General features: G+C 45.1%; 15 protein-coding genes, 1 rRNA gene, 1 pseudogene and 1 riboswitch. Of the genes and pseudogenes, 14 read left to right on the forward strand and 3 right to left on the reverse strand.

Annotation, left to right across the window (positions count from 1 at the left end):
* Positions 1-83: 83 nt before the first annotated feature.
* The 3 genes from FU659_RS27610 to FU659_RS27620 are packed head-to-tail and all read left to right on the forward strand — an operon-like array spanning position 84 to position 2,716.
* Positions 84-1,139 (forward strand): ABC transporter ATP-binding protein, encoded by a 1,056-nt coding sequence (locus tag FU659_RS27610; RefSeq protein WP_147950513.1) that lies wholly within the window; start codon positions 84-86, stop codon positions 1,137-1,139.
* A complete protein-coding gene (locus tag FU659_RS27615) occupies positions 1,132-1,926 on the forward strand; it encodes an ABC transporter permease (RefSeq protein ID WP_147950514.1) in 795 nt (264 codons plus the stop codon). The genes FU659_RS27610 and FU659_RS27615 overlap by 8 nt, the downstream gene beginning before the upstream one ends.
* Before the next feature lie 4 nt (positions 1,927-1,930).
* Entirely contained in the window at positions 1,931-2,716 is a 786-nt protein-coding gene (locus FU659_RS27620; protein ID WP_147950515.1) for an ABC transporter permease, read from the forward strand.
* A gap of 83 nt (positions 2,717-2,799) precedes the next feature.
* Here the strand turns inward: FU659_RS27620 and FU659_RS27625 are convergent.
* Positions 2,800-3,075: pseudogene (locus FU659_RS27625) on the reverse strand (bacitracin ABC transporter permease); the annotation flags it as partial.
* A 210-nt stretch (positions 3,076-3,285) separates the two neighbouring features.
* On the opposite strand from FU659_RS27625, the gene FU659_RS27630 reads away from it, so the two are divergent.
* The gene (locus tag FU659_RS27630; RefSeq protein WP_147950516.1) at positions 3,286-4,302 is read left to right on the forward strand and encodes a hypothetical protein; all 1,017 of its coding nucleotides are present in this window, start codon (positions 3,286-3,288) and stop codon (positions 4,300-4,302) included.
* A 49-nt stretch (positions 4,303-4,351) separates the two neighbouring features.
* Here FU659_RS27630 and FU659_RS27635 read toward each other — a convergent pair whose 3' ends face one another.
* Complete coding sequence (locus tag FU659_RS27635) at positions 4,352-5,602, reverse strand: S-layer homology domain-containing protein (protein WP_147950517.1); 1,251 nt, start codon at positions 5,600-5,602, stop codon at positions 4,352-4,354.
* Between the two features lie 420 nt (positions 5,603-6,022).
* On the opposite strand from FU659_RS27635, the gene bcp reads away from it, so the two are divergent.
* Positions 6,023-6,499 (forward strand): thioredoxin-dependent thiol peroxidase, encoded by a 477-nt coding sequence (bcp, locus tag FU659_RS27640; protein WP_147950518.1) that lies wholly within the window; start codon positions 6,023-6,025, stop codon positions 6,497-6,499.
* A 121-nt stretch (positions 6,500-6,620) separates the two neighbouring features.
* A complete protein-coding gene (locus tag FU659_RS27645; protein ID WP_187274441.1) occupies positions 6,621-8,120 on the forward strand; it encodes a glycosyltransferase family 39 protein in 1,500 nt (499 codons plus the stop codon).
* Between the two features lie 460 nt (positions 8,121-8,580).
* Here the strand turns inward: FU659_RS27645 and FU659_RS27650 are convergent, their stop codons facing one another.
* The gene (locus FU659_RS27650; RefSeq protein WP_222708655.1) at positions 8,581-10,080 is read right to left on the reverse strand and encodes a methyl-accepting chemotaxis protein; all 1,500 of its coding nucleotides are present in this window, start codon (positions 10,078-10,080) and stop codon (positions 8,581-8,583) included.
* Between the two features lie 187 nt (positions 10,081-10,267).
* Between FU659_RS27650 and FU659_RS27655 the strand changes: the two genes are divergently transcribed.
* From FU659_RS27655 to FU659_RS27690, 8 genes are all read left to right on the forward strand, one after another.
* Positions 10,268-11,716 carry a polysaccharide deacetylase family protein gene (locus tag FU659_RS27655; protein ID WP_147950521.1) on the forward strand — a complete coding sequence of 483 codons (1,449 nt, stop codon included), beginning with the start codon at positions 10,268-10,270 and terminating at the stop codon, positions 11,714-11,716.
* A 52-nt stretch (positions 11,717-11,768) separates the two neighbouring features.
* A complete protein-coding gene (locus FU659_RS27660; protein WP_147950522.1) occupies positions 11,769-12,746 on the forward strand; it encodes an AAA family ATPase in 978 nt (325 codons plus the stop codon).
* 14 nt (positions 12,747-12,760) lie between these two features.
* Positions 12,761-13,747 (forward strand): DUF58 domain-containing protein, encoded by a 987-nt coding sequence (locus tag FU659_RS27665; protein ID WP_147950523.1) that lies wholly within the window; start codon positions 12,761-12,763, stop codon positions 13,745-13,747.
* A gap of 213 nt (positions 13,748-13,960) precedes the next feature.
* On the forward strand, positions 13,961-16,267 hold the full coding sequence (locus FU659_RS27670) for a DUF4129 domain-containing transglutaminase family protein (RefSeq protein WP_147950524.1): 2,307 nt from the start codon (positions 13,961-13,963) through the stop codon (positions 16,265-16,267).
* Positions 16,268-16,409: 142 nt separating this feature from the next.
* Entirely contained in the window at positions 16,410-17,948 is a 1,539-nt protein-coding gene (gene guaA, locus FU659_RS27675; protein WP_147950525.1) for a glutamine-hydrolyzing GMP synthase, read from the forward strand.
* A 93-nt stretch (positions 17,949-18,041) separates the two neighbouring features.
* A riboswitch (purine riboswitch) is annotated at positions 18,042-18,142 on the forward strand.
* Between the two features lie 137 nt (positions 18,143-18,279).
* Positions 18,280-19,683: an NCS2 family permease gene (locus FU659_RS27680; RefSeq protein WP_147950526.1), complete on the forward strand. Its 1,404-nt coding sequence runs from the start codon at positions 18,280-18,282 to the stop codon at positions 19,681-19,683.
* A gap of 243 nt (positions 19,684-19,926) precedes the next feature.
* On the forward strand, positions 19,927-21,051 hold the full coding sequence (locus tag FU659_RS27685; RefSeq protein WP_261808095.1) for an FtsW/RodA/SpoVE family cell cycle protein: 1,125 nt from the start codon (positions 19,927-19,929) through the stop codon (positions 21,049-21,051).
* A gap of 354 nt (positions 21,052-21,405) precedes the next feature.
* Positions 21,406-21,577: ribosomal RNA gene (locus FU659_RS27690) — 16S ribosomal RNA — on the forward strand; the annotation flags it as partial.

The following is a 21,577-nucleotide window of genomic DNA, read 5'->3' on the forward strand; positions in this document are numbered from 1 at the left end:
TAGATGTTGCGAAACTTCGATAGCAAGTTGAGGCGAATTTTGCCATTATATGTAGCCGAGTCTACACAGACAGGGGGCAGTTCATGTTAGCGATTGATGTTCAATTACTGCGCAAGGAATTTCAAGTTCAGCAGAGCCGTGGGGGCTTGAAGGGCGCATTTCAAGATTTGTTCCGCAGAGAATACAAGCAAATTACAGCTGTGAAAGATATCAGCTTTCAAATTCCCAAGGGCGAAATTTGTGGATATATCGGTGAGAATGGTGCAGGTAAATCCACGACAATCAAAATGTTGACGGGTATTCTTGTACCGACCTCCGGACACATCAAAGTCAACGGCTTTGTGCCTTTTAAAGAACGTGAAAAGTTTGTTGCCGGCATTGGTGTTGTGTTTGGGCAGCGCAGCCAGCTTTGGTGGGATATTGGCGTTGTAGAATCCTTTCAATTATTGAAGAAGGTTTATCGCGTATCCGAAGCTGATTACAAAAAGCGTCTTGACGAGCTAGTGGATCGCCTTCAATTGTCAGATCTGCTGTCTCGTCCCGTTCGTAAACTTAGTCTCGGGCAGCGCATGCGCTGTGAGCTTGCTGCATCGCTTATTCATAATCCAGCTATTTTATTTTTGGATGAACCGACGATTGGTCTTGATATTGTTGTCAAAACTGAAATTCGCGAATTCCTGAAGTCGCTGAATCAGCGTTATGAAACGACGATTTTGTTGACTACGCACGATCTGCAAGATATTGAAGCGTTATGTTCTCGTGTTATTATGCTTGATGATGGACGAATTATTTATGACGGTGGGCTCGAAGAACTGAAAGTGAAATGGGGCAAAGGGAAAGAAGTCGTGCTGCAGTTCGAGCATCCGACGACCTTAGCTCGTCTCCAAGAGCTGACACTTGGTTTAGATGTAGCTTGGCAGCTTGAAAATAACTTGTCCGCCAAAGTATTCATTCCTTATGAGCGGGCCAATGTTTCCGAAGTGCTTAGCCGCGTTGTGGGTGTTTTGCAAATCCAAGATATCAAAATCAATGAGACGAATACCGATGACATCGTTCGTGAAATTTATAAATCAGGTTCAGCTGAGGTGAAACGACCGGAGGGGTCGCAGCCAACAGAAGGAGCCTTAACCCATGTTTAGTGCTTACTTGGAAGTCGTCCGCATGAGGTTTCTGATGATGCTCGCTTACCGAGTTAATTATTACAGCGGCATATTAATTTACGCACTCAATATTGGTTCCTATTATTTTGTCTATAAAGCAATCTATGGTGAGCAAGCTATGATTGGTGGATTTACATTAGGCCAAATGACCACCTATGTAGCGATTTCCTGGATGGGCCGAGCGTTTTTCTTCAATAACTTAGACAGAGAGATTGCAAGTGAAATTCGTGACGGCAGTGTGGCTATCCAATTTATTCGTCCCTACAATTATGTGTATGTCAAAATGATGCAAGGACTGGGTGAAGGTATTTTTCGGTTATTCCTCTTCACAGCGCCAGGAATGGTGTTCATCTGGCTGCTCTTACCTGTCGAACTGCCAACTGACCCAGCTTTATGGGGCATCTACCTCGTGATGTTGTTCTTTAGCTTTTTGATTAATACGCAGATTAATATTATTACAGGACTTTGTGCCTTCTTCTTGGAAAATAATGAAGGCCTCATGCGCATGAAGCGCGTTGCGGTTGATCTGTTTTCGGGTTTAATCATCCCGATTACCTTTTTTAAAGGCTGGTCCCATTCGTTATTGGAATGGCTGCCTTTCCAAGCCATTACGTATATACCGAGCGCAGTATTTACAGGGAGAATTACGGGTACAGCCGTCTCCTTTAATCTTGGCGTACAAGTCGTGTGGTTTTTAATTCTTATCATTCCCATTTACGTGCTGTGGATCAAATCAAGAACGCGTTTGTTCGTACAGGGAGGGTAAAGCGATGTTCTATCTGTCCCTGGTCGTCGACTATTTGAAAAACTATATGAAAACTCGCCTGACCTATCGATCCGACTTTTGGATCGAAGTTCTTTCAGACTTGTTGTTCAATGGATTGAACCTCTTCTTCATTCTTGTCGTTTTTACGCAAACTCAATCGCTTGGCGGTTGGAATCAGTCTCAAATTTTGTTTATCTATGGTTATTTTATGATTCCGTATGGCTTGTTTATCACTTTTTTTAACTTATGGGGCTTTAGTGAGCGTTATATCATTAAAGGGGAAATGGATCGTATCCTGACACGTCCGGCCTACAATCTGTGGCAGTTAATGATTGAAAATTTGGACCCTGCTTCGCTATTCAGCGCAGTTGCAGGATTGGGTGTAATGATTTACTCATGGGTGCAATTGGGGATACCGTTCCATTGGCATGATCCTTTGATTTTCATTGTTCTGGTCATTGGCTCCGTACTTATTTATGCAGGGGTATACATCTCACTGACGTCGCTCTCCTTTTTCTCGGATGCACCAACAGGTATTTTGCCGTTAATTTGGAATATCCAGAACTACGGACGATATCCAGCAACGATTTATAACAAACTGCTTAGAAGTATTCTAACGTGGATTTTACCATTTGCCTTTGTCGGGTTTTATCCGGCAGCTTACTTTATCGATCCGGACAATTGGAAGCGGTTCGCGCTGCTAACGCCCGTTGTTGGAATTTGCTTTAGCATCTTTGGGATTACCATATGGAATATTGGCGTGAAGCGATACCGCGGTGCGGGATCGTAAGGAGCCTGATCATAAAAATAAAAAAAGGGACTGACTTCAAAGGCCAGAGATGGCCTACGGAGCAGTCCCTTTTTATCGTGTCATCAAAGCGCCCTGCGAATGACTTTCTTATAATGCTGCACCGACAGGATGCCGAAAATCGAATACAAGGCGGTATACAGCACCATGACGATCATCATAGGCGTCCATAGCTCCGCGCCGAAGAGAAACCAGCCGGATTGAACCGCGAAATAGCTATGAAACAGTCCCACGACTAGAGGGATTCCGAAATTAAAAAGCTGTTTCAGCTGAATTCCTTTCAACAGATCATCATGTGTGTAACCAAGTTTCCTTAGAATGGCATAAGTTGGTTTCTCATCAGAAAATGGGGAATAATCATGCTGCTCGGATATGCGGCCTTGCATCTGGTTATCGAAATTCAAGCTCGCTATCGCTTTGATATCTCGCCTTGTTTGTTTATTTTGCAAAGCTATGGTGTATATGCTCTTCTGGCTAAGAAAAATTGAAACATTTGGAAAAAATGGGCGTCTACATAGATATAACCTTATTGTGAAATGGAGAACCCAAACATGAATTCGATTTTACTATTCCTTCTCGTTGTGTTAGGCATGACCGATTCGGGCATATCGTATGATTTGTTGCATGCCACGCAGCGGGAAGAAGCGGTATATGAACTGCCTTCATCGCCTATGACGGACGCATGGGCGCGGGACTTCCCGAATCAAGTATTTATGTTGGATCGGGTATATCAGCAGTTTTCGGTTAAACCCACGAGCATGTCGATTTCAAAGCAAGGCAATCCGCGAGAAACCGTTCACCTAGAGCTGCGGAAACTCGGTAAACCGCGTGAGGAATTGAATTTTCAGGAGATCACTTCGATTAGAGAGGCCATTTACAAGGCGATTGGCAAGCGCTTTTCCCTTGAGATCACGACCAAAGTGATACCGAAAGAGGCCGAGGTCGTTGGTGTCATTACCGCAACCGACGCGAAGGAGCGTAGAGTTCTCATCGCGAATTCCGAAAGCTGTTTAAAAGAAGCTTGTCGGCAAAAGCCGGAGGCCTATTGGCTGAGGTTCGAAGCGGATACGGTGATAAAAAGCGCGAACGGTTTATTGAAATTTGACGATATGAGGGTAGGGGATTGGCTCAATGTGTGGACCACAGGGGCCGTCGAGCTAAGCTACCCTGCTCAAACGGTCGCGCTTGAGGTGGAGATTGCAGCGCCGCTGGATGAAACGCCGATTGCTCTTACAACAATAATGAAGTCAGACTTTAAAGGGATTGATAAAATCAACATCCGCCTTGGCGACGGCAAAAAGCTGGAGATTACGGACAGCCAATGGCTTGCCGATATTTCCTCTAGACTACAGGCCATAGAGCTTGTTCCTTCGAGAGACTATAGAACTTTCTATGGTTTTCTGTATACGATGGAAATCAGTATTGGAAAAAACAAGTATCGGTATGATAGTTCCTTTGCCTTCGATGGGCACATGTACAGGCAAAATGAGTGGACTCAGGAGTTCAATGCGTACATGATATCAACGGCAAGGACCCATATTCCTAATCTTTTGCCCGGCATCGAATAAGAAAGAAGCTGCCCGCGAGTCTTGCGACTTGCGGCAGCTCTTTTTCCCATTAAGGCGTCATGACTGGTATTGGAAACGGCTTGGCCGTTTTGGCTTCTGCCGGTAATTTGATGTCCAGCGGTTGATTAACATCCTTGTAGGTCATCGACATCGTCATATCCATGTGATCAATTGGCACTTTAGGATCTTCGCCGTATGTAATGAAGTAGTCGCCATCCATACTGATCGGCAGCTTGGTCTGTTCATCTACGGTGATGACGGCCGATAAGGAAACGCTCATACCAGCAATAGCAGGGGAGTTCAGTACATCCTTGAACGCATCCTGGCCTCCGCCAAGCCCGCTCAGCGTCTTCAGGATATCGGCAGAGTTCGTCAGTTTGCCTTGAATCGAAATCTTGCGCTGTTTTTTCCCGGCCTTCTCCGTAGACCCAAGGTCCTTGTAGAAGAAATAAGGAGTGACTAAGGTTTTATTCACATCGAGGCTTTTCTTTTGCAGTTCCATAAGCTGGTCAAAAGTAAATGGCATCTGCTTGGACATATCGTACCATTCAAAGCCATCGTTCGCTGCATTAGGCATATTCATGAAAGTGCCTTGGCTGACCGTGTACTGCTCGATTTTAACTGTTCTCGGGATCAGGTCTGAGCCAGGGGCTGTTGTCGTAATAATTTGATGAATACCTTGATCTTTGTTGTAAGTCAGATCGGAGTGGGCTTCCGTTTGGAGATTATCTCCGGGAAACTTTGCACTTGGTTTAAAGAAAATATGCATATTCATGTCCATTTGGGCGCTGAACGTCTTAAATTCAGTTGGAGATGCAGGATCTGCCCCTAACCAGGAAGCAACCTTCGGATCCGTCGCTAGGGCTTTCTTGATCGCTGCTCCAGCGACCTCTTTGTTAATTCCAGCATTTTGGCCGAAATCGATAGCGAAATCACTTTGCAATTTGGCAATGGCTTTGCTGTCTGACAGGCCGAGAAACCGTCCTAGAATGAATGCGGCCTCCTCTTTGCTTACGGATTGATCGAGTCGGAACGTACCGTCCGAGTAGCCTTGCAGGATTTGACGCTCGCGCATGACACGGGTAACATCGGCATATGGCGACTGTGCCTCCACATCGGAAGGGAGCAAGGTTTGGCTGCTCGGCGCTGTCAGCTTGAGTTCCTCTGCAATTTGCTTAATAAATTGCCCGCGTGTAACCATGGAGCTGTCAGCGGGTGTTGCAGCTGAGACCGAGAGAGAAGGGATCGCTAGGGTTAAACCTAGCAGGGCGAGTAAAGACGTACGTTTGATAGGTATCATGACGACTGTTCACTCCTTCAAATTTTTATAGCATCCTATTAAAATTACCATATTTTTCTTGCGTAAAGCTAGTTCTGGTAAATGTGGTTCGTAAGAGGGTAGAATGAATCTTTAGGAAATAAGAGGGTCGAACTATAATATGAAAGTAGCTAAGCGTTACCCAAATACAACAGGAGGGGGTTGCAGATAAAGTGAATGAAACGGTCAATCCTTCAATCGGGGGCACTTACGTTGTGGCTCCGGACAATCCAAGAAAGACGAAGAACCGCGGTAGAAAATGTACGATACTCTCGTTCTAGCTGAATAGTGATTATGAGCTGGAAATTAGAGTCGTCTTTCATGATACGAACAGAGAGGCATTATTAGAGGTAAGTGATTTGAAGAAGATAACCGAGGAATGATAGAGGAGAGAACCTATTGATGGCCAAGAAAAAAGAAACAGAAACAATCCGGCGCCTTGCCCCTGATTTTACACTGCCTGCATCGAATGGAAGCAAAGTATCCTTGCATGACTATAGAGGAAAGAAAGTTGTTATCTATTTTTACCCGAAAGATAATACGCCAACATGTACACAAGAATCCTGCGATTTCCGCGATTATAACGGCAAATTTGCAGAACTGGGTGTTGAAGTGATTGGGATAAGCCCTGACGAGCTTAAATCACACGATAAGTTTATTGCCAAATATGAATTGCCCTTCTTGCTGTTGTCAGACCCCGAACATCAGGTTGCTGAACAGTTCGGTGTGTGGGCAATGAAAAAGCTATATGGCCGCGAATATATGGGGATTGTCCGTTCTACTTTTCTTATTAATGAAGAAGGTTACATAGTGAAGGAATGGAGTAAAGTGAAGGTGAAGAATCACGTTCAGTCTGTATTGGATGCGATAGGGGGATAATAACAGATTGATAGGTATAGAAACTGCTCCCCAGTAGGGAATCGTTTCTTCTTAACGCCTCCCCTTGCATGGTTCGCATTCCCTATTGTGGGTAATACTCTTGAGGATGAAAATATGTAGGATGGGAATGTTGGTAAAAGTGAAAGCAAAGTCTATGAATGGGATGCAGCTGAGGTTTCTCAAACTAATCGGGGCTTTATTTTTTTTGTTTACGGTGATTTGTTCCTATCAAAATGCGAATCATTTTACCCATATGAATATTGGAATCATTCTAGCGTGTATAGGTGGACTTGGATTAATTTGGCTGGCAGCACATTTGGCGGCTTGGCAAATTTCTAATCGTGTTTTCGTAGCTATTCTTTTATGTATGGCTGTAGGAACTAGATTAGCATGGGTATTAACCGTAGACACACCGCCTGTGTCGGATTTCTTGTTCATGCATACAGCAGCATTAGGCGTAACGAAGGGTGATTTCATCTTCCGTGATTCCGAATACTTTGTTACCTGGGCTTACCAGATTGGATTTACGCTTTATCAGGCGTTGCTCATCAAGCTATTCGGAACCCCCTTAATCGTTTTAAAATTGTATAATATTGCTTTTAGTGTAGGAACTGCCTGGCTCCTCTATCTGATTGCAGTCCAAGTATTTAACGAGTTTTGTGGCAGGATAACGCTATTTTTCTATGTTTTTTATACACCTAATATCATTCTTTGCTCTGTTTTAACTAACCAGCATATCGCTACCTTTCTATTTGTTTTAGGTAGTTATTTCGTCGTTCATAAAGGATTGGCAACAACCTATAACTGGATTTTAATGGGGCTGTGTTATGGCATAGCTAATCTTTTCCGACCGTTAGGCAGTTTTTATATTGGCTGCTTTGCCGTTTATTTCATATTATTTGAATTATTTGCTATTCAGAAAAAATGGCGAGTACAAAGGCTAACCAAAATGTTAGGCATGATGGTTGTATATTTGATTGTGCAGCAGCTTGTTAACATTGCCTTTGTGAACACTAGCTTTATCCAAACGAGTCTGACGAATAAAGAGCCTTATTGGAAGTTTGTCGTTGGATTGAATCCTTCAACGGTAGGAACTTGGTCCATAGAGGATGATCACTACGTAGATCCCTACCCGATAGGTCCGGAACGAAATCAGGTAGAACTCGAAATGATCAAGATGAGGCTAACGGATAAGTCCCAGCTTGTTGCGCTTTTTATCAAGAAGTTCGGCGTCCTTTGGGGAGCAGCAGATTCTTCAGTGAATTGGACCCTTGGTGAGGCGGATAGGCCGATTCTAGCTGCCATCCTAATTGTAACCGAATGTTTGGCCTATATACTCATGGCATTCCTGGGGATGATCGCAGTACTGGCGCTATTCCGCAAAAAAGAATACCCGAAGTCCTCGTTTTTCTTGCTGTTACTGGTTGGTTACGCCGGACTGCACCTTATCATTGAGATTCAAACCCGTTATCGATTTGATATTATGCCTTGTATATTTATTTTACAAAGCTATGGTGTTTATGTTTTGTATAGCAAACGACAAAAAAAGAAGCGACCCACAACAAGCGGGGCTACTGAAGAAGTCTCCTTAAAAAATAGTGAAAAAAGGTCTTATTGTTAGAATCAGGGCTTGACTTTAAACAATCAGGTTTGAATGGCCCTGTTAGTTCGGATCCACCCGTCTCGACTGCGTTGGTAGAACGATTGGATAGGCAAGCGGACACAGCAGCCGTTATTTGCCCTTTATCCCTCACCTTATCCTTGCTTCCGGACATACGTTCCGTTAAGGGCAGAGAAATCATAGACATCGGCCTCTTATCACTCGAATAACGGCACTGATGTCCGCTAAGCTCCCAAATAGGTCATTCAAAACTACAATAGCGGCTCTACAGTCCGTTCATTATCCCGGCCCTCTTGCACTCTCTATCCATTCGTTAAAATGTTGAGCCTAAAAAAGACGACTCTAAAATTCAAGAATTGAATTTGAGTCGTCTTTTTTGATACAACTATGTAATTCCTTCAGAAAGCGGAAGTTTTTCAACAGTCTCCAACAAGCGGGGGAGATTCTTTTTGTCGGTTTCTTATTCCACAACCAAGCGTAAGTTCCGTTCTGCCTCTTTGATCCGATCTAGGTTTTTACGATTATTAAGGAGCAAGGACTGCAAGGTTGCTGTCAACTCTTCCAACGTTGCAGAGGCTTCTTCGCTAATTGACGCTAAATTGTTCGTAGAGTCACTGATCGTGACAGAAGAATTGCTGATTCGATCCATCAGAGCGCTGTAGCTTGATGAAAGCTCTTTTAGCGTGGCAACAGCATCTGTAATAGATTCGAAAGCATGCTTAGTTTGTCCTGTAATTTCATTGCTTTGCTGCATGCGAATACTTACTTGATCCATACGTGTGCGGGTTTGATTGGACAATGTCGTGAATTCTTGCAACTGCTCCGAAATGCGAATGGCTGATTTCGTTGTCAGATCTGCAAGCTTGCGAATTTCATTAGCAACTACGGCAAACCCCTTGCCATGCTCGCCTGCTCGGGCAGCTTCAATACTGGCATTAAGTGAAAGAAGATTCGTCTGATTGGCAATGTCTTGAATCGTATCGCTGAACTGACTGGTTTCATTTAAGCGCTCAATCAGGGAAGCGGTGTCCTTGGAAACGGCTTCAATGTCTTGGTTGAATAAGGCGAATGTCTCCGATAGTTTTTCCATGCTTCCTTTCCCTTGGTCCGAGAGGGCAGCAGCTTCATTCGTTTGTCCAAGCAGCGTGTGAATCGAATTGGACATTTCTTTGATCAAGCCATTCATATGATGGACAGAATCGTTAATTGAAATGGTAGAATCCACTTGGTCCCCTGCGCCTGTAGCGATATCTTGGAAAGCATTATTCATTTCATCAAAGGAAGAACCATCATTCTCTCCGGATTGGGAGATTAACTGCAAATCAGTAGTCACGAGCGTTACTTGCTTTAAAGCCTTCTGCTTTTGTTCTTCTTGAAGGGCCATGAAGTGTTCCGCCTGGATTCTGGCCTCCGCCATACTTTTGTTCATGTGAGCGGACACTTTTAGCGCAGCAAACATCAGGACAGAAATAAGAATAAAATAAATCACATACGTGGGTGCAGCTTTGGGATCTAATTGAAGGGCATCTTTTTGCACAATAAGCATATAGAGAATAAGAAAGAGTCCCCACAAAGAACTAATGAGCCAAGGCAGCATTTTCATAAAGATAAGGGCCATGATCATCAAATAATAAATGGAGAATATATTCGTGATATCTGGCTTATGGATCAGTTGAATCCCCGTGCTTATCCCGCTGGTAATAATGGCGAAATAGCATAAGTAATGAATAAGCTTTTTGGAAAAATGCAAATAGCCATAAATAAGCCAAATGCTGGTTTCAAAAATGAGTGTAAATTTGAGATCGTTGTCCATCTTTCCGGATAAAGCGAGAATACTCATGAAAATGAGCAGTACGGTGGCTGTGATAGCCATAAAGCCAACAAAGTTTCTGCGTCTTACATCTTGATCCTGCAGGGATAGCTGTGAATCGGTGCTCGCTGTCAGGCTTGTTTTTAGCATACTCAAAAATGCCATGGAAACCATCCTTTTTTGTCGAAAGTTGTTATGAAAGGGAATATCAACCTTTTCAACAACGGGGTTCTGAACTCCTTTTCAATTGATTCCAGGCAAGTGACATACTCTTGATCTATCTCCCATATACTCTATCAGCTAGTTAAATGATAGAACAAAGCGGAGGGATTAGCGGATGCGCTCCAATGTACATCGTGCAATCAACAGGCAGAAAAGCATTCAAATGATGATGGCAATCCTAGGACTAGTTTGTCTATTTTTCTCTCTGATCCCGGTCGTAGCGGCAGAGAGTGAAGGGAATTCAGTGACAGATGGCCAAGATTTGTATCAAAAGCTTAGATCAGGCAAGCGATTGCAGGTAGAGAAGAGCTATACCGTACCCGAACAGCCTACCGTTTACTTAACTTTTGATGATGGGCCGAGCAAGCTGACAAGCCAAGTACTGGATATCCTACAAAAAGAGGATGTAAAAGCGACGTTTTTCGCACTCGGCGAAGAAGCCAAAGCACATCCTACATTAATCAAGCGAATTGTAGAAGAGGGACATACCTTAGGCAATCATTCCTATAATCATGTGTACAAAGAGCTATATAGCGACTTCCAAACCTTCTGGGACCAAATCCAGAGTACGGAGGAGATATTCGCATCGATAGCGGGTGTAAGACCACAATTGGTGCGTGCTCCGGGAGGTACATATACGAATTTCGATGCCTACTATTACTATCTGTTGGATCAGGCTGGTTATACGACCGTGGATTGGAACGTGGACAGCGGTGATTCCAAAAGGCAGAATGTGCCAGTGAATGAAATTGTGCAAACGGTCAAAAACACTCCGTTGGAACATGAAATGACGATTTTATTCCATGATGGAAGCGGGCATGCGTCTTCTGTAGAAGCGCTTCCGGAGATTATCCGTTATTACAAGAAGCTTGGTTATGCCTTTGCGCCACTAACGACGGAGGTAAAGCCCAAACAATTCGCAGTAGGTAAGCCGAAATGGTCAAGAAATATGAGTTTATCCCATTTTCAAGAGTTATTGAAACAAACTCAGCAGTATGCGACAGCGCATAGAGGAACTGGAGAGCAGCAAAGCGATTCCCTGCAGAATCTTGTGCAAATGAGCAGGGTAGCTCGAGAAGAGTCTGCTCGGATGCCCGCAGCGCCACCTCAAGTCCCGCTGCAGCTTCATATCAAAGGAGGTCTTGATTTTACGCTGGACGCATCGGAGTATCAATTGCACAAAGAGCGCATTGAGCTGCCTTTGCGTTTACTAGTTGAGAAGATGGGTGGGCATGTGAACTGGCAGCCCGAAACCAAAACAGCCGATGCACATTACGGTGTACATGATGTTGAATACGACTTATCTTCAAGGAGTATCAGACTTTATGTTTTAGGCCATAAAGTTGCTGCTTATTCACTAGCGGATATGGATTTACAACAGGGGAATATTATAGTGCCCTTGCGGAAAACGATCGATTTATTTGGCGGTCGAATTACGGGGACCATCATGGAACCAGGCAGACGAGAGGTTTTTTTGGTGTTTAGTCAACTGTACCTACTCCAAGAAAATAACGGTCTTCTGAAAAACTCTCTACTGGCGATGAATGACTCATGTCTAAAATAGTAGAGGACTGGAAAAACTAGAAGCATACCCTGATGAAGGAGGCTTCTTGTTTATGCAGTCGAAAACTCGAATCTTCGATCAGCCGCAGCCTCTCGTGGAACGGATGATCATGAACGTTGAGAAAGTGATAGTTGGCAAGAGAGAATTAATAGAGAAAGCTTTTATAGCGATGCTAAGCGGCGGACATTTATTGCTGGAGGACGTTCCTGGCGTAGGTAAAACGATGCTAGTACGTGCTTTGGCCAGGACGATGGGTTGTGAGTTTAAGAGAATTCAATGTACGCCAGATTTATTACCGTCCGATGTGACGGGTGTTTCGGTTTATAATGCCAAGACGGGCGATTTTGAATTCCGGCCTGGCCCCCTAATGACGCCTATTGTATTGGCGGATGAATGCAACCGCACATCACCGAAGACGCAGTCTGCTTTTCTGGAGGCGATGGAGGAGAAGCGGGTTACCATAGACGGAGTCAGTTATGAGCTTCCTAAACCATTTGTTTTGTTAGCTACGCAAAATCCGGTTGATTTCGAAGGGACGTATGCGCTGCCTGAAGCTCAAATGGATCGTTTTATGATGAGGCTGTCCCTTGGCTATCCCACAGCAGAGCAAGAAATACTGATGCTGGATCGACTTCAGGATCGTCAACCGATGGATCACTTGAAACCGGTCATTGTTCAGGATGAATTTCTTGAATTGCAAAGGGAAGCAACGAAGATTCATGTAGATGCGACATTAAAAGAATTCATTGTTCGTGTGGCCTTGGCAACGAGACAGCATCCTGATTTGCACTTAGGCGTAAGTCCAAGGGCTTCTTACGCACTTATGCGTGCAGCGCAATCATCCGCTTACATGAAGGGAAGAAGCTTTGTTATCCCGGATGATATCAAGGATTTGGTTCTTCCAGTCTGGACACATCGACTTATACTCACATCCGAAGCGCGGATGACGGGGAAATCGGCGGAATCCATTCTGTCGGGGCTGCTTGCTTCACAGCAAATGCCTGTTCTTCGTTACGTTTCAGCGAAGTAGGGGGGCGGATTCCTATGAAAAGTTGGGGGAAGACGCTGCTGCTGGCCGTTGGTTGTGTGGTATCTATGGGAGTTGCTTATTCACAAGGTGGCGTGGCAGCTTGGTATCTCGTCGATTGTTTGGTTTTCATCTGGTTGCAAGCCGGATTCTTTTATCTATTTGCTTTGAGGGGACTGTCTGTCCATCGTTTATTGTCAGATGAGGTTTGCGTATCGGGAGAGGAAGTTAACATCAAACTAGAGATTGCGCATCGTTCCTGGATACCCCTGCCGTGGATGGTCGTTAAGGAAACATGGATACATGAGGGAAGCGGCAGGAAGTTGATTTACAGTAAGCTGCTTTTCCCGTGGTTTCGTTCAACCTGTGAGCTGTCTTATAAAATAACATACTTAACACGTGGCGTTTATCGCTTCGCAGGCATTGAAATTGTTACAGGAGATTTATTTGGTTTTGCGATCCGCAAAGCGTTCCGTGACGCTATTCATCGATGTATCGTATATCCGAGGCCCGATTCCTTGAATCGCGCAGTAATGACGTTTCAATCTGATGAAGGTCACAGGGCGGTTGTAAGTAGTCGTAAGTCAGAAACGCAGATGGTTAGCGGTATCCGTGATTATGTTAGCGGTGATCCCTACCAACGCATTCATTGGAAATCGACAGCTAGGCTGAGCCGGCTGATGACGAAGGAACCGGAGCAAGCATCCGCCGCGAAGCAGATGCTGCTGCTCGATGCGGCGCCTAATGCCGGTTTAGCCGAAGCGGCATGGCCGCTGCTGGAGAAGGGCGTCGCTATCGCCGCCGGCTTCTTCAAAGCGGCGGCAAGCGGGCACCAGAGCTGCGGCTTCGCCTGCAGCTCTGGCCCTAGGCGAATCGCGCCGACGATTCGCCCTGATCTGACGCTCGCGTATGAAGTGCTCGCGAGCGTAGGCGGCAAGCCCGCCTTGTCTTTCCCTGACCTCGTCAGGAAAGAAGCGGCGGCCTTGCCGCGGATACGTCGATGATGTGCATCACATCGACGCTGGACACAGCCCTGCTGCGCGCGATCGCAGAAGCGCGCAGCAGGCGAAGATCCGTGCACGTCATTTACGTGCACGGGCGGCCCTCCCTCTCGGTGTTGGACCGAGAGGGGGCTTCTCAGCTGCAGGCCGCAGGCTGCAGCTTCACGGAAGTGCCGCACCCGCGCAGCGAGTGGCCGAAGCAAGGAGGTGTCGCGGATGCAACCGCTTGAGTCGCAACGCACCCAGTATCCGGTATCACCTTCTGCCCACTTGCGCAGCGCGGAGCACGCAGCTGCTCACGCAGCGAAGACGCAGTCCTTGCGTCCTGCACCAGAAACCTATTTCCGAGATCTCATCATCTCGCTGCTGCTCTTCTTGTTGGTCTCCGAATGGATTCGGCCCTTGGCGTGGTTGGCAGATGATACGATCCAAGTCGGTCCTTTCCTTTTTGTGTTCGCCATTTCTATCGCCATCGATGGCTTTAAAGTCCCTTCTGGATGGGGTTGGACAGCCAAGGGCCTGATGATTGTGCTCTTCATTGGAATTATGTTCGATCGAGCGGGATTTGCCACCGGTGGATGGATCATAGATTTGATCCAAGTGCTATATGGTGATGTCATTCATTTATGCCAAGCCCATTTCGATCTCGTCAGCGGTCAAATGCGTACGTTGTTATTTCTGCTCGGCTGGACACTGCTGATCGCCGTGGTGCAAGCGCTTATGCTGCAAAGACAGCATAGTCTCTTGTTTGTGGCGGCTACACTTACCTATTTGGTCTGTTTGCAGTTGCTGCTTGGCATCGACACCATTCAAGGGGTTATGCGTACTTTAGGATATGGGCTATTTTTGTTGTCTCTCCTCCATTTATCGCGCATTCAACACAGGTATGGTTTCACTACGGTGCGTCCAGACAGATCCATACAGTGGATCCTAATTAGCGTTGTTGTTGTGGGTATGCTGGCAGGCTTAGGATGGTATTCGGCGAAACAAACAGCCTCTTCTCCGATGATGAAGCCGGTCAGTTGGGGCTACTTATCTGATCGCCTGTTTGAGCTTTATCATGATGAGCAAGCGGATCATGCATCTGCAGCCAAGTCAGGATATGGTTCGGACGACTCCTCCTTAGGAGGTCCGCTGCAAGTCGACAGTACACCTGTATTCACGGCGAAATCAACTGAACTAACGTATTGGCGCGGGGAATCCAAAAATTTCTATGATGGCAAAGGATGGACATCAACGGAGCAAACCGCAGACGCTTTTGTCCCTTCAAGTCCGCCAATGAAAGGGCCATCCATCACGCAGGAAATTCTGTGGAGTGACAAGTCCCCAAATAAACAATTGTTTATGGGCGGCAATCTTCTTCATGTAGATATACTTTTGACAGAAAAAGGGAAGCCTATTGAATCGGAGCTTTTGATTACCTCTCCTATGACTGGAAAAGTAAGCTTACCCGAGATCATGGATCCGTTATCTTATTACAAAATAGTGGTTCAACCTGTCCGTGAAGATCCTGTTTTACTCCGTTCGGACCTAAGCGAATATCCGGCAGATATTAGAGGAGATTACCTCCAGCTTCCCGCTGCTTTGCCGCGGGCTGTGCGAGGACTCGCGGAGCAGGTCACGGCCGGAAGCGAGACACCCTATGACAAAGCAGTAGCTGTCGAGCAGTATTTGCGAAATACATATACCTATAGTTTGGAAAAGCCAACTCATCCTAGCCGTAGTGAGGATTTCGTAAGTCATTTCCTGCTTGTGGACAAGGCTGGCTATTGTAATCATTTTTCTACCGCGATGGTCGTTATGCTTCGTTCTGTCGGAGTACCAGCTCGGTGGGTGAAGGGATTCGCCCAGGGAACACCGCAAACTACCGACGAAGAGGGACTTAAAGAAGTCACCGTTCGCAATCAAGATGCGCACTCGTGGGTAGAGGTCTATTTCCCTTCTGTTGGCTGGGTGTCATTCGAGCCTACGCCAGGATTTTCTAATCTTGGATTGGACCATGCGGAAGCGAGTTTAACAACAGCAGAGATGGCGAAATCTGCCATGACCGCCTCTTTAGCGGCGATTCCTGCCGTAAAAAATGCAGGATTCGATCCTCTTGAATGGCTGCAAACAATAATGCAAACAATCAACGATAGGCTAATCCCACTTAGACAGACTTTGATCATTGGGGCCGGGTGCTGCCTCTTCTGCACAGGATTGATCCTAGTATTAAGGCAAAAAGGAGTTCTACACCTTCTATATATGCCACTACATCAAAGACTAGCAGTTCAAGCAAACCCGATGGCTATGTTCATGGATCGTTTATGGTTGCAGCTTTTTCGTAAATACGGTGCCAAACCCGCTCATCAGACAGTGCGTGATTACGTAACAGCGTTACGATTCCATTCCCATGCGCAGAAGCAGGCGCTGCTTGAATTCGCCATCATCTACGAAAGTGTACGGTACGACGCGCCGAATCAATCGAGCTTCACAAAAAGGGAAATTATAGCTCTATGGAAGGCCATTCTGTCGAAGCCGTGAAGTTGATTCCGCTTTCTTTTTGCGGAGCCCAAAGCTTTTAACCAAACCCCTTTACATCTTAGGTGCCTAATGTTTAAAATTAGTACCTATGTATAGTGATAAGCGGACAAGCATTATTGCTATGAAACTAGGAGGTCGGCACATGAGTAAACCAAGTGAAATGATTGTTGTTTTAGATTTTGGCGGACAATATAACCAATTAATTGCAAGACGAATTCGCGATTTGGGTGTTTACAGCGAGTTGCTGCCTTTCAATACGACTGTTGATAAAATTCGTGCCCTCAATCCGAAGGGGATTGTATTCTCTGGCGGACCGTCGAGCGTTTATGGCGAGGGAGCTCCTGCTGTCGATGCTGGAATCTTCGATCTAGGTATTCCTATCTTGGGCATTTGTTACGGCATGCAGCTCATTGCCCATCAGTTGAGTGGTAAAGTAGAACGCGCGCATACACGCGAATATGGGAAAGCGGACCTGGAATTTACGAATGAAAGCCCGTTGGTGAAAGGTCTTGCAGCTAAGCAAACCGTATGGATGAGCCACGGGGATCATGTTTCCGAGCTTCCTGAGGGCTTTGTTGTCGAAGCAAGCACAGAATCTCTTCCTATTGCGGCGATGAGTAATCGCGCTCGCAACATTCATGCCGTACAATTTCATCCGGAAGTACGCCACTCTGTTCAAGGGAATGAGATGATCCATAACTTTATTTACGAAGTTTGCGGTTGTCATGGCGATTGGACGATGTCCTCCTTTGTTGAAGATATGATTAAAGAGCTGCGTCAAGAAGTTGGCGACAAGAAAGTGCTTTGCGCGCTTAGCGGCGGGGTAGATTCCTCCGTTGTTGCGATTTTGCTTCACAAAGCGATTGGGGCACAACTGACTTGTATGTTTATTGATCATGGTTTGCTGCGCCAAGGTGAAGCCGAAAGCGTCATGGAAACCTTTGTCGGTAAATTTGATATGAAAGTGGTCAAAATTGATGCGCGTGATCGTTTCCTTGGCAAATTAGCGGGTGTTGACGATCCGGAGCAAAAACGTAAAATCATCGGCACCGAATTTATCCGTGTGTTCGAAGAAGAGTCCAGCCAATTCGATGACTTCACGTTCTTGGCACAAGGCACGCTGTATACAGACATCGTAGAAAGCGGTACTGCTACTGCGCAAACGATCAAATCGCACCATAACGTAGGCGGACTGCCGAAAGACATGAAGTTCAAGCTTATCGAGCCTTTGAAAACTTTATTTAAAGATGAAGTGCGCAAAGTGGGCGAGGAGTGTGGACTGCCATCAGCCATCGTTTGGCGCCAACCTTTCCCAGGACCGGGGCTTGCTATCCGTGTTCTTGGCGAAGTAACCGAAGATAAGCTGAAAATTGTCCGTGAATCCGATGCTATCCTGCGCGACGAAATCGCTAAAGCAGGCCTAGATCGCGAGATCTGGCAGTACTTCACAGCACTTCCGGGCATGAAAAGCGTAGGTGTTATGGGTGACGCGAGAACTTACTCCTATACCGTAGGTATCCGTGCTGTAACCTCCATTGACGGCATGACAGCAGACTGGGCGCGTATCCCTTGGGATGTGCTTGAGAAGATCTCCGTGCGTATCGTAAATGAGGTTGAGAACGTAAATCGTATCGTGTATGACATCACTTCGAAGCCGCCAGCTACAATTGAGTGGGAATAATATAAAATTTAGTGTAAAAGACGAACGTTATGGGAGAAATTACCCTATTAACGTTGTCTTTTTGTTGACATGGTTCTATTTCCCTACTAAAATATGAATTGGATAACAGTTTTTCGTATAATCTTGGGAATTGGCCTGAGAGTCTCTACGAGATCACCGCAAATGATCTGGCTACGAAAAAAAGGAACGCAATCCGTATGAAGCAGTAACTCTCTTTTCGCATGTATGGAGGGCTGCTCTCATTTGGCTAGCTCCTTTTTCGTACCCAGAATCAGACAACATGATTCTGGGTTTTTGCTGTTCCACCAATCGTTTTAGGAGGAGTAAGAAAATGGATCGCTTTTTTAAATTGAAACAAAATGGTACAACCGTACGAACAGAGATCATGGCGGGGATTACGACGTTCATGACCATGGCTTATATCCTTGCTGTAAACCCGGATGTACTTAGCGCCTTTAAATCGGGGGCAACCGGCGGTGACTGGACAGCGATTTTCTTAGCGACTGCAATTGCTGCGGGTGTAATGACAATTGCGATGGGGCTCTTCGTTAACTTTCCTGTTGCCCTTGCACCGGGGATGGGCTTGAATGCTTACTTTGCGACAATCATTTTATCATCACAAGGTAAATTCACGTTCTCCATGGCTCTAACGGCGGTTTTTATTTCAGGTATTATTTTCTTGATTCTAACGCTAACGAAAATTCGTCAAATGCTTCTTGTAGCAATTCCAGACAGTTTAAAACACGCAATTACTGTTGGTATCGGTTTGTTTATCGCCATCATCGGATTTAAGAATAGTGGGATTCTGAGTGTTGCTGTTGAAACCACGAAGGATATTCCTGCGCATAAATATACAGAGCTGCTTTCCTTTGAATCGATCTTGCACTTAGGTTCATTAGAGGATAAAGGTGTCGTTTTGACGATCATTGGCATTTTGCTTATATCTGTCTTTATGGTGCTTCGCCTTCGCGGAGCCATTTTGATCGGTATTTTGGCAACGACGGTGATTGGGTACTTCATGGGTATGGTCAATTTGGGTTCCTTAACCAGTGCGGATACAACATGGGTGCCAGACATGACGAAGCTTCGATTTGCTGATTTTGATTTTGCTGGCATAATGACAACGGGGATTGTTTCCGTGATTGCTACGTTTACATTTGTTGAGCTCTTTGACACGTTCGGTACGATGGTGGGTACAGCGAATCGCGCCGGTATTATGAAAAATAAAGAAGAAGGCAATAAACGTGTCGGCAAAGCGATGTTCGTCGATGCAGTGGGCGTGAGTGGTGGTGCTCTTGTAGGAACAAGTACCGTTACTGCATTCGTAGAAAGCGCCGCGGGTGTAGCTGAGGGTGGACGTACAGGATTAACAGCTGTAACAACTGGTGTTTGTTTTTTACTTGCACTGTTCTTAGCTCCGATTGCTATGCTAATTCCCGGATCTGCTACGGCAGCGGCATTGATTGTTGTGGGCGTTCTTATGGTTCAATCCATTCGTGAGATTGATTTTCAAGATTTTGTTTTGGCTATTCCTGCTTTCCTAACGATTGTATTGATGCCTTTCACTTACAATATTGCTAATGGTATTTCTTTCGGAATCGTTACTTACGTTGTTCTAGCCACAGCCTCTAACCTAAGCGGCAAAAGTCAAACGCGTTATCCGATTCACTGGCTGATGTGGGTGCTTGCCATTCTCGTGTTGGCTCGTTATATCTTTATTGGAAGCCAAGGATAATTGTAAAAATGGATACAAGAGCTGCGGGACATTCCTGCAGCTTTTTTTAACACCTTAGAAAGGATAAGTTTTCGCTTCTCGAAGACTGCTTTCCTATTGGCAATATAACCAACCTCTAAACGCGTTCGCTCACCATTAAATGGCCGCAATAGAGGTTTTCTTATGTCGTACAAAGCAATATTTGTAACAGACCTATCAATTATTCTATGATTAGAAGAAGAGTTGAGGGAAGAGGGCAAAAACGTGTTTCAAGAAATCCTATTTAGAGCTAAAAAAATTGATATGACCATTCTCGGTATCTTACTGTGTTTCATGGTTATTAGTACAATGGTCATTTATAGTGCAACAAGCAATACGAAGTACGCGGGTCTTCATATAAATAACTTGGTTATGTTCGGAGTCTTGTTTGTGACGATGCTAGCTTTGGCTCTGATCGATTACAGAGGAATTGTCCGGCACTTTTCCATCTATTTATATGTTGCCGGGATTCTTATGCTTCTGTTTGTGAGATTCAAAGGGATGACAATCAATGGCTCCACTCGTTGGATTAACCTGCATGTGATGCAATTCCAGCCTTCTGAGTTGGCCAAAATTTTCGTCATCTTACTCCTAGCCAAGTTCTTAGGCAGCAGGAAAGGTGAATATCTCCGACTCATACGCGATATTCTTCCTATGGTTGCTATAGTAGGGATTCCATTTATGATGGTGTTGGAGCAGCCTGACTTAGGAACTTCGATTGTTTTTGTATGCATCTTGATCGGGATGATGTGGATCGGCAAAATTCGTCTGAAGCACGCATTAATTGGAATCTGTACGATTGTTGCCGGTATCAGCAGTATTACTGCCCTTTATTTTGTGAATTTGTCTTTGTTTAATAAAATTGTTAAGCCGCATCAGTTGCATAGAATTCAAACCTTCCTTGATCCTACCAGCGATCCCGATCAGAGCTATCATGTTCTTAATTCCATTAAAGCAGTAAGCTCAGGCGAATTAAAGGGTGAGGGATTTCTGAACGGGAGAATGGTTCATGGTGGTTACATCCCTTATGATTATGCGGATTCTATCTATGTCGTAATCGGTGAGGAATTTGGTTTTATTGGTTCATCGATGTTGTTGTTTCTATATTTTTTCTTAATCTACCGCATGATTCGTATTGCTATGTCATGCCAAAACTTGGAGGGTTCGTACATTATTATTGGTGTAGTCTCCATGTTTACTTTGCAAATTTTCGAAAACATTGCCATGCATACAGGGTTAATGCCCCTTACAGGGATTGCTCTCCCTTTCGTGAGTTATGGAGGCAGTTCGTTGTTAACAAATATGCTTTGCATGGGATTAGTATTAAGCGTAAAAATTCATGATGCTTGAGGGGATTGCTCTTTATTATAAAAAAAGCTTGCAATCCCCATTGGCATTTGTTATATTACTCCTTGTCGCTTCGGCGGCCGAACGAAAGATTGATAGATAACGAAAAAAAGTTCTTGCAATCGAATAGGTCGCTGTGGTATATTAATCAGGTCGCCTTTGAGGGGCGAAGGATTAAAACGAAAGAAATTGATCTTTGAAAACTGAACAACGAGTGAGTAAGCACGAACGAGCAATCGTTCAAAAAAGAGATTGTAAAATCTCGCTAGCAAGTCAATGAGCATTTCAGCTTTCAGATAAATGGACGTAATATAGGGATCTTTGATCGTAGATCAAAGTCTCTCTGCTAAGTTCACTACTATGGAGAGTTTGATCCTGGCTCAGGACGAACGCTGGCGGCGTGCCTAATACATGCAAGTCGAGCGGAGTGTTTCCTTCGGGGAATGCTTAGCGGCGGACGGGTGAGTAACACGTAGGTAACCTGCCTATAAGACTGGGATAACTATCGGAAACGATAGCTAAGACCGGA

It is taken from the genome of Paenibacillus sp. N3.4, assembly GCF_008017805.1.
GTDB lineage: Bacteria > Bacillota > Bacilli > Paenibacillales > NBRC-103111 > Paenibacillus_E.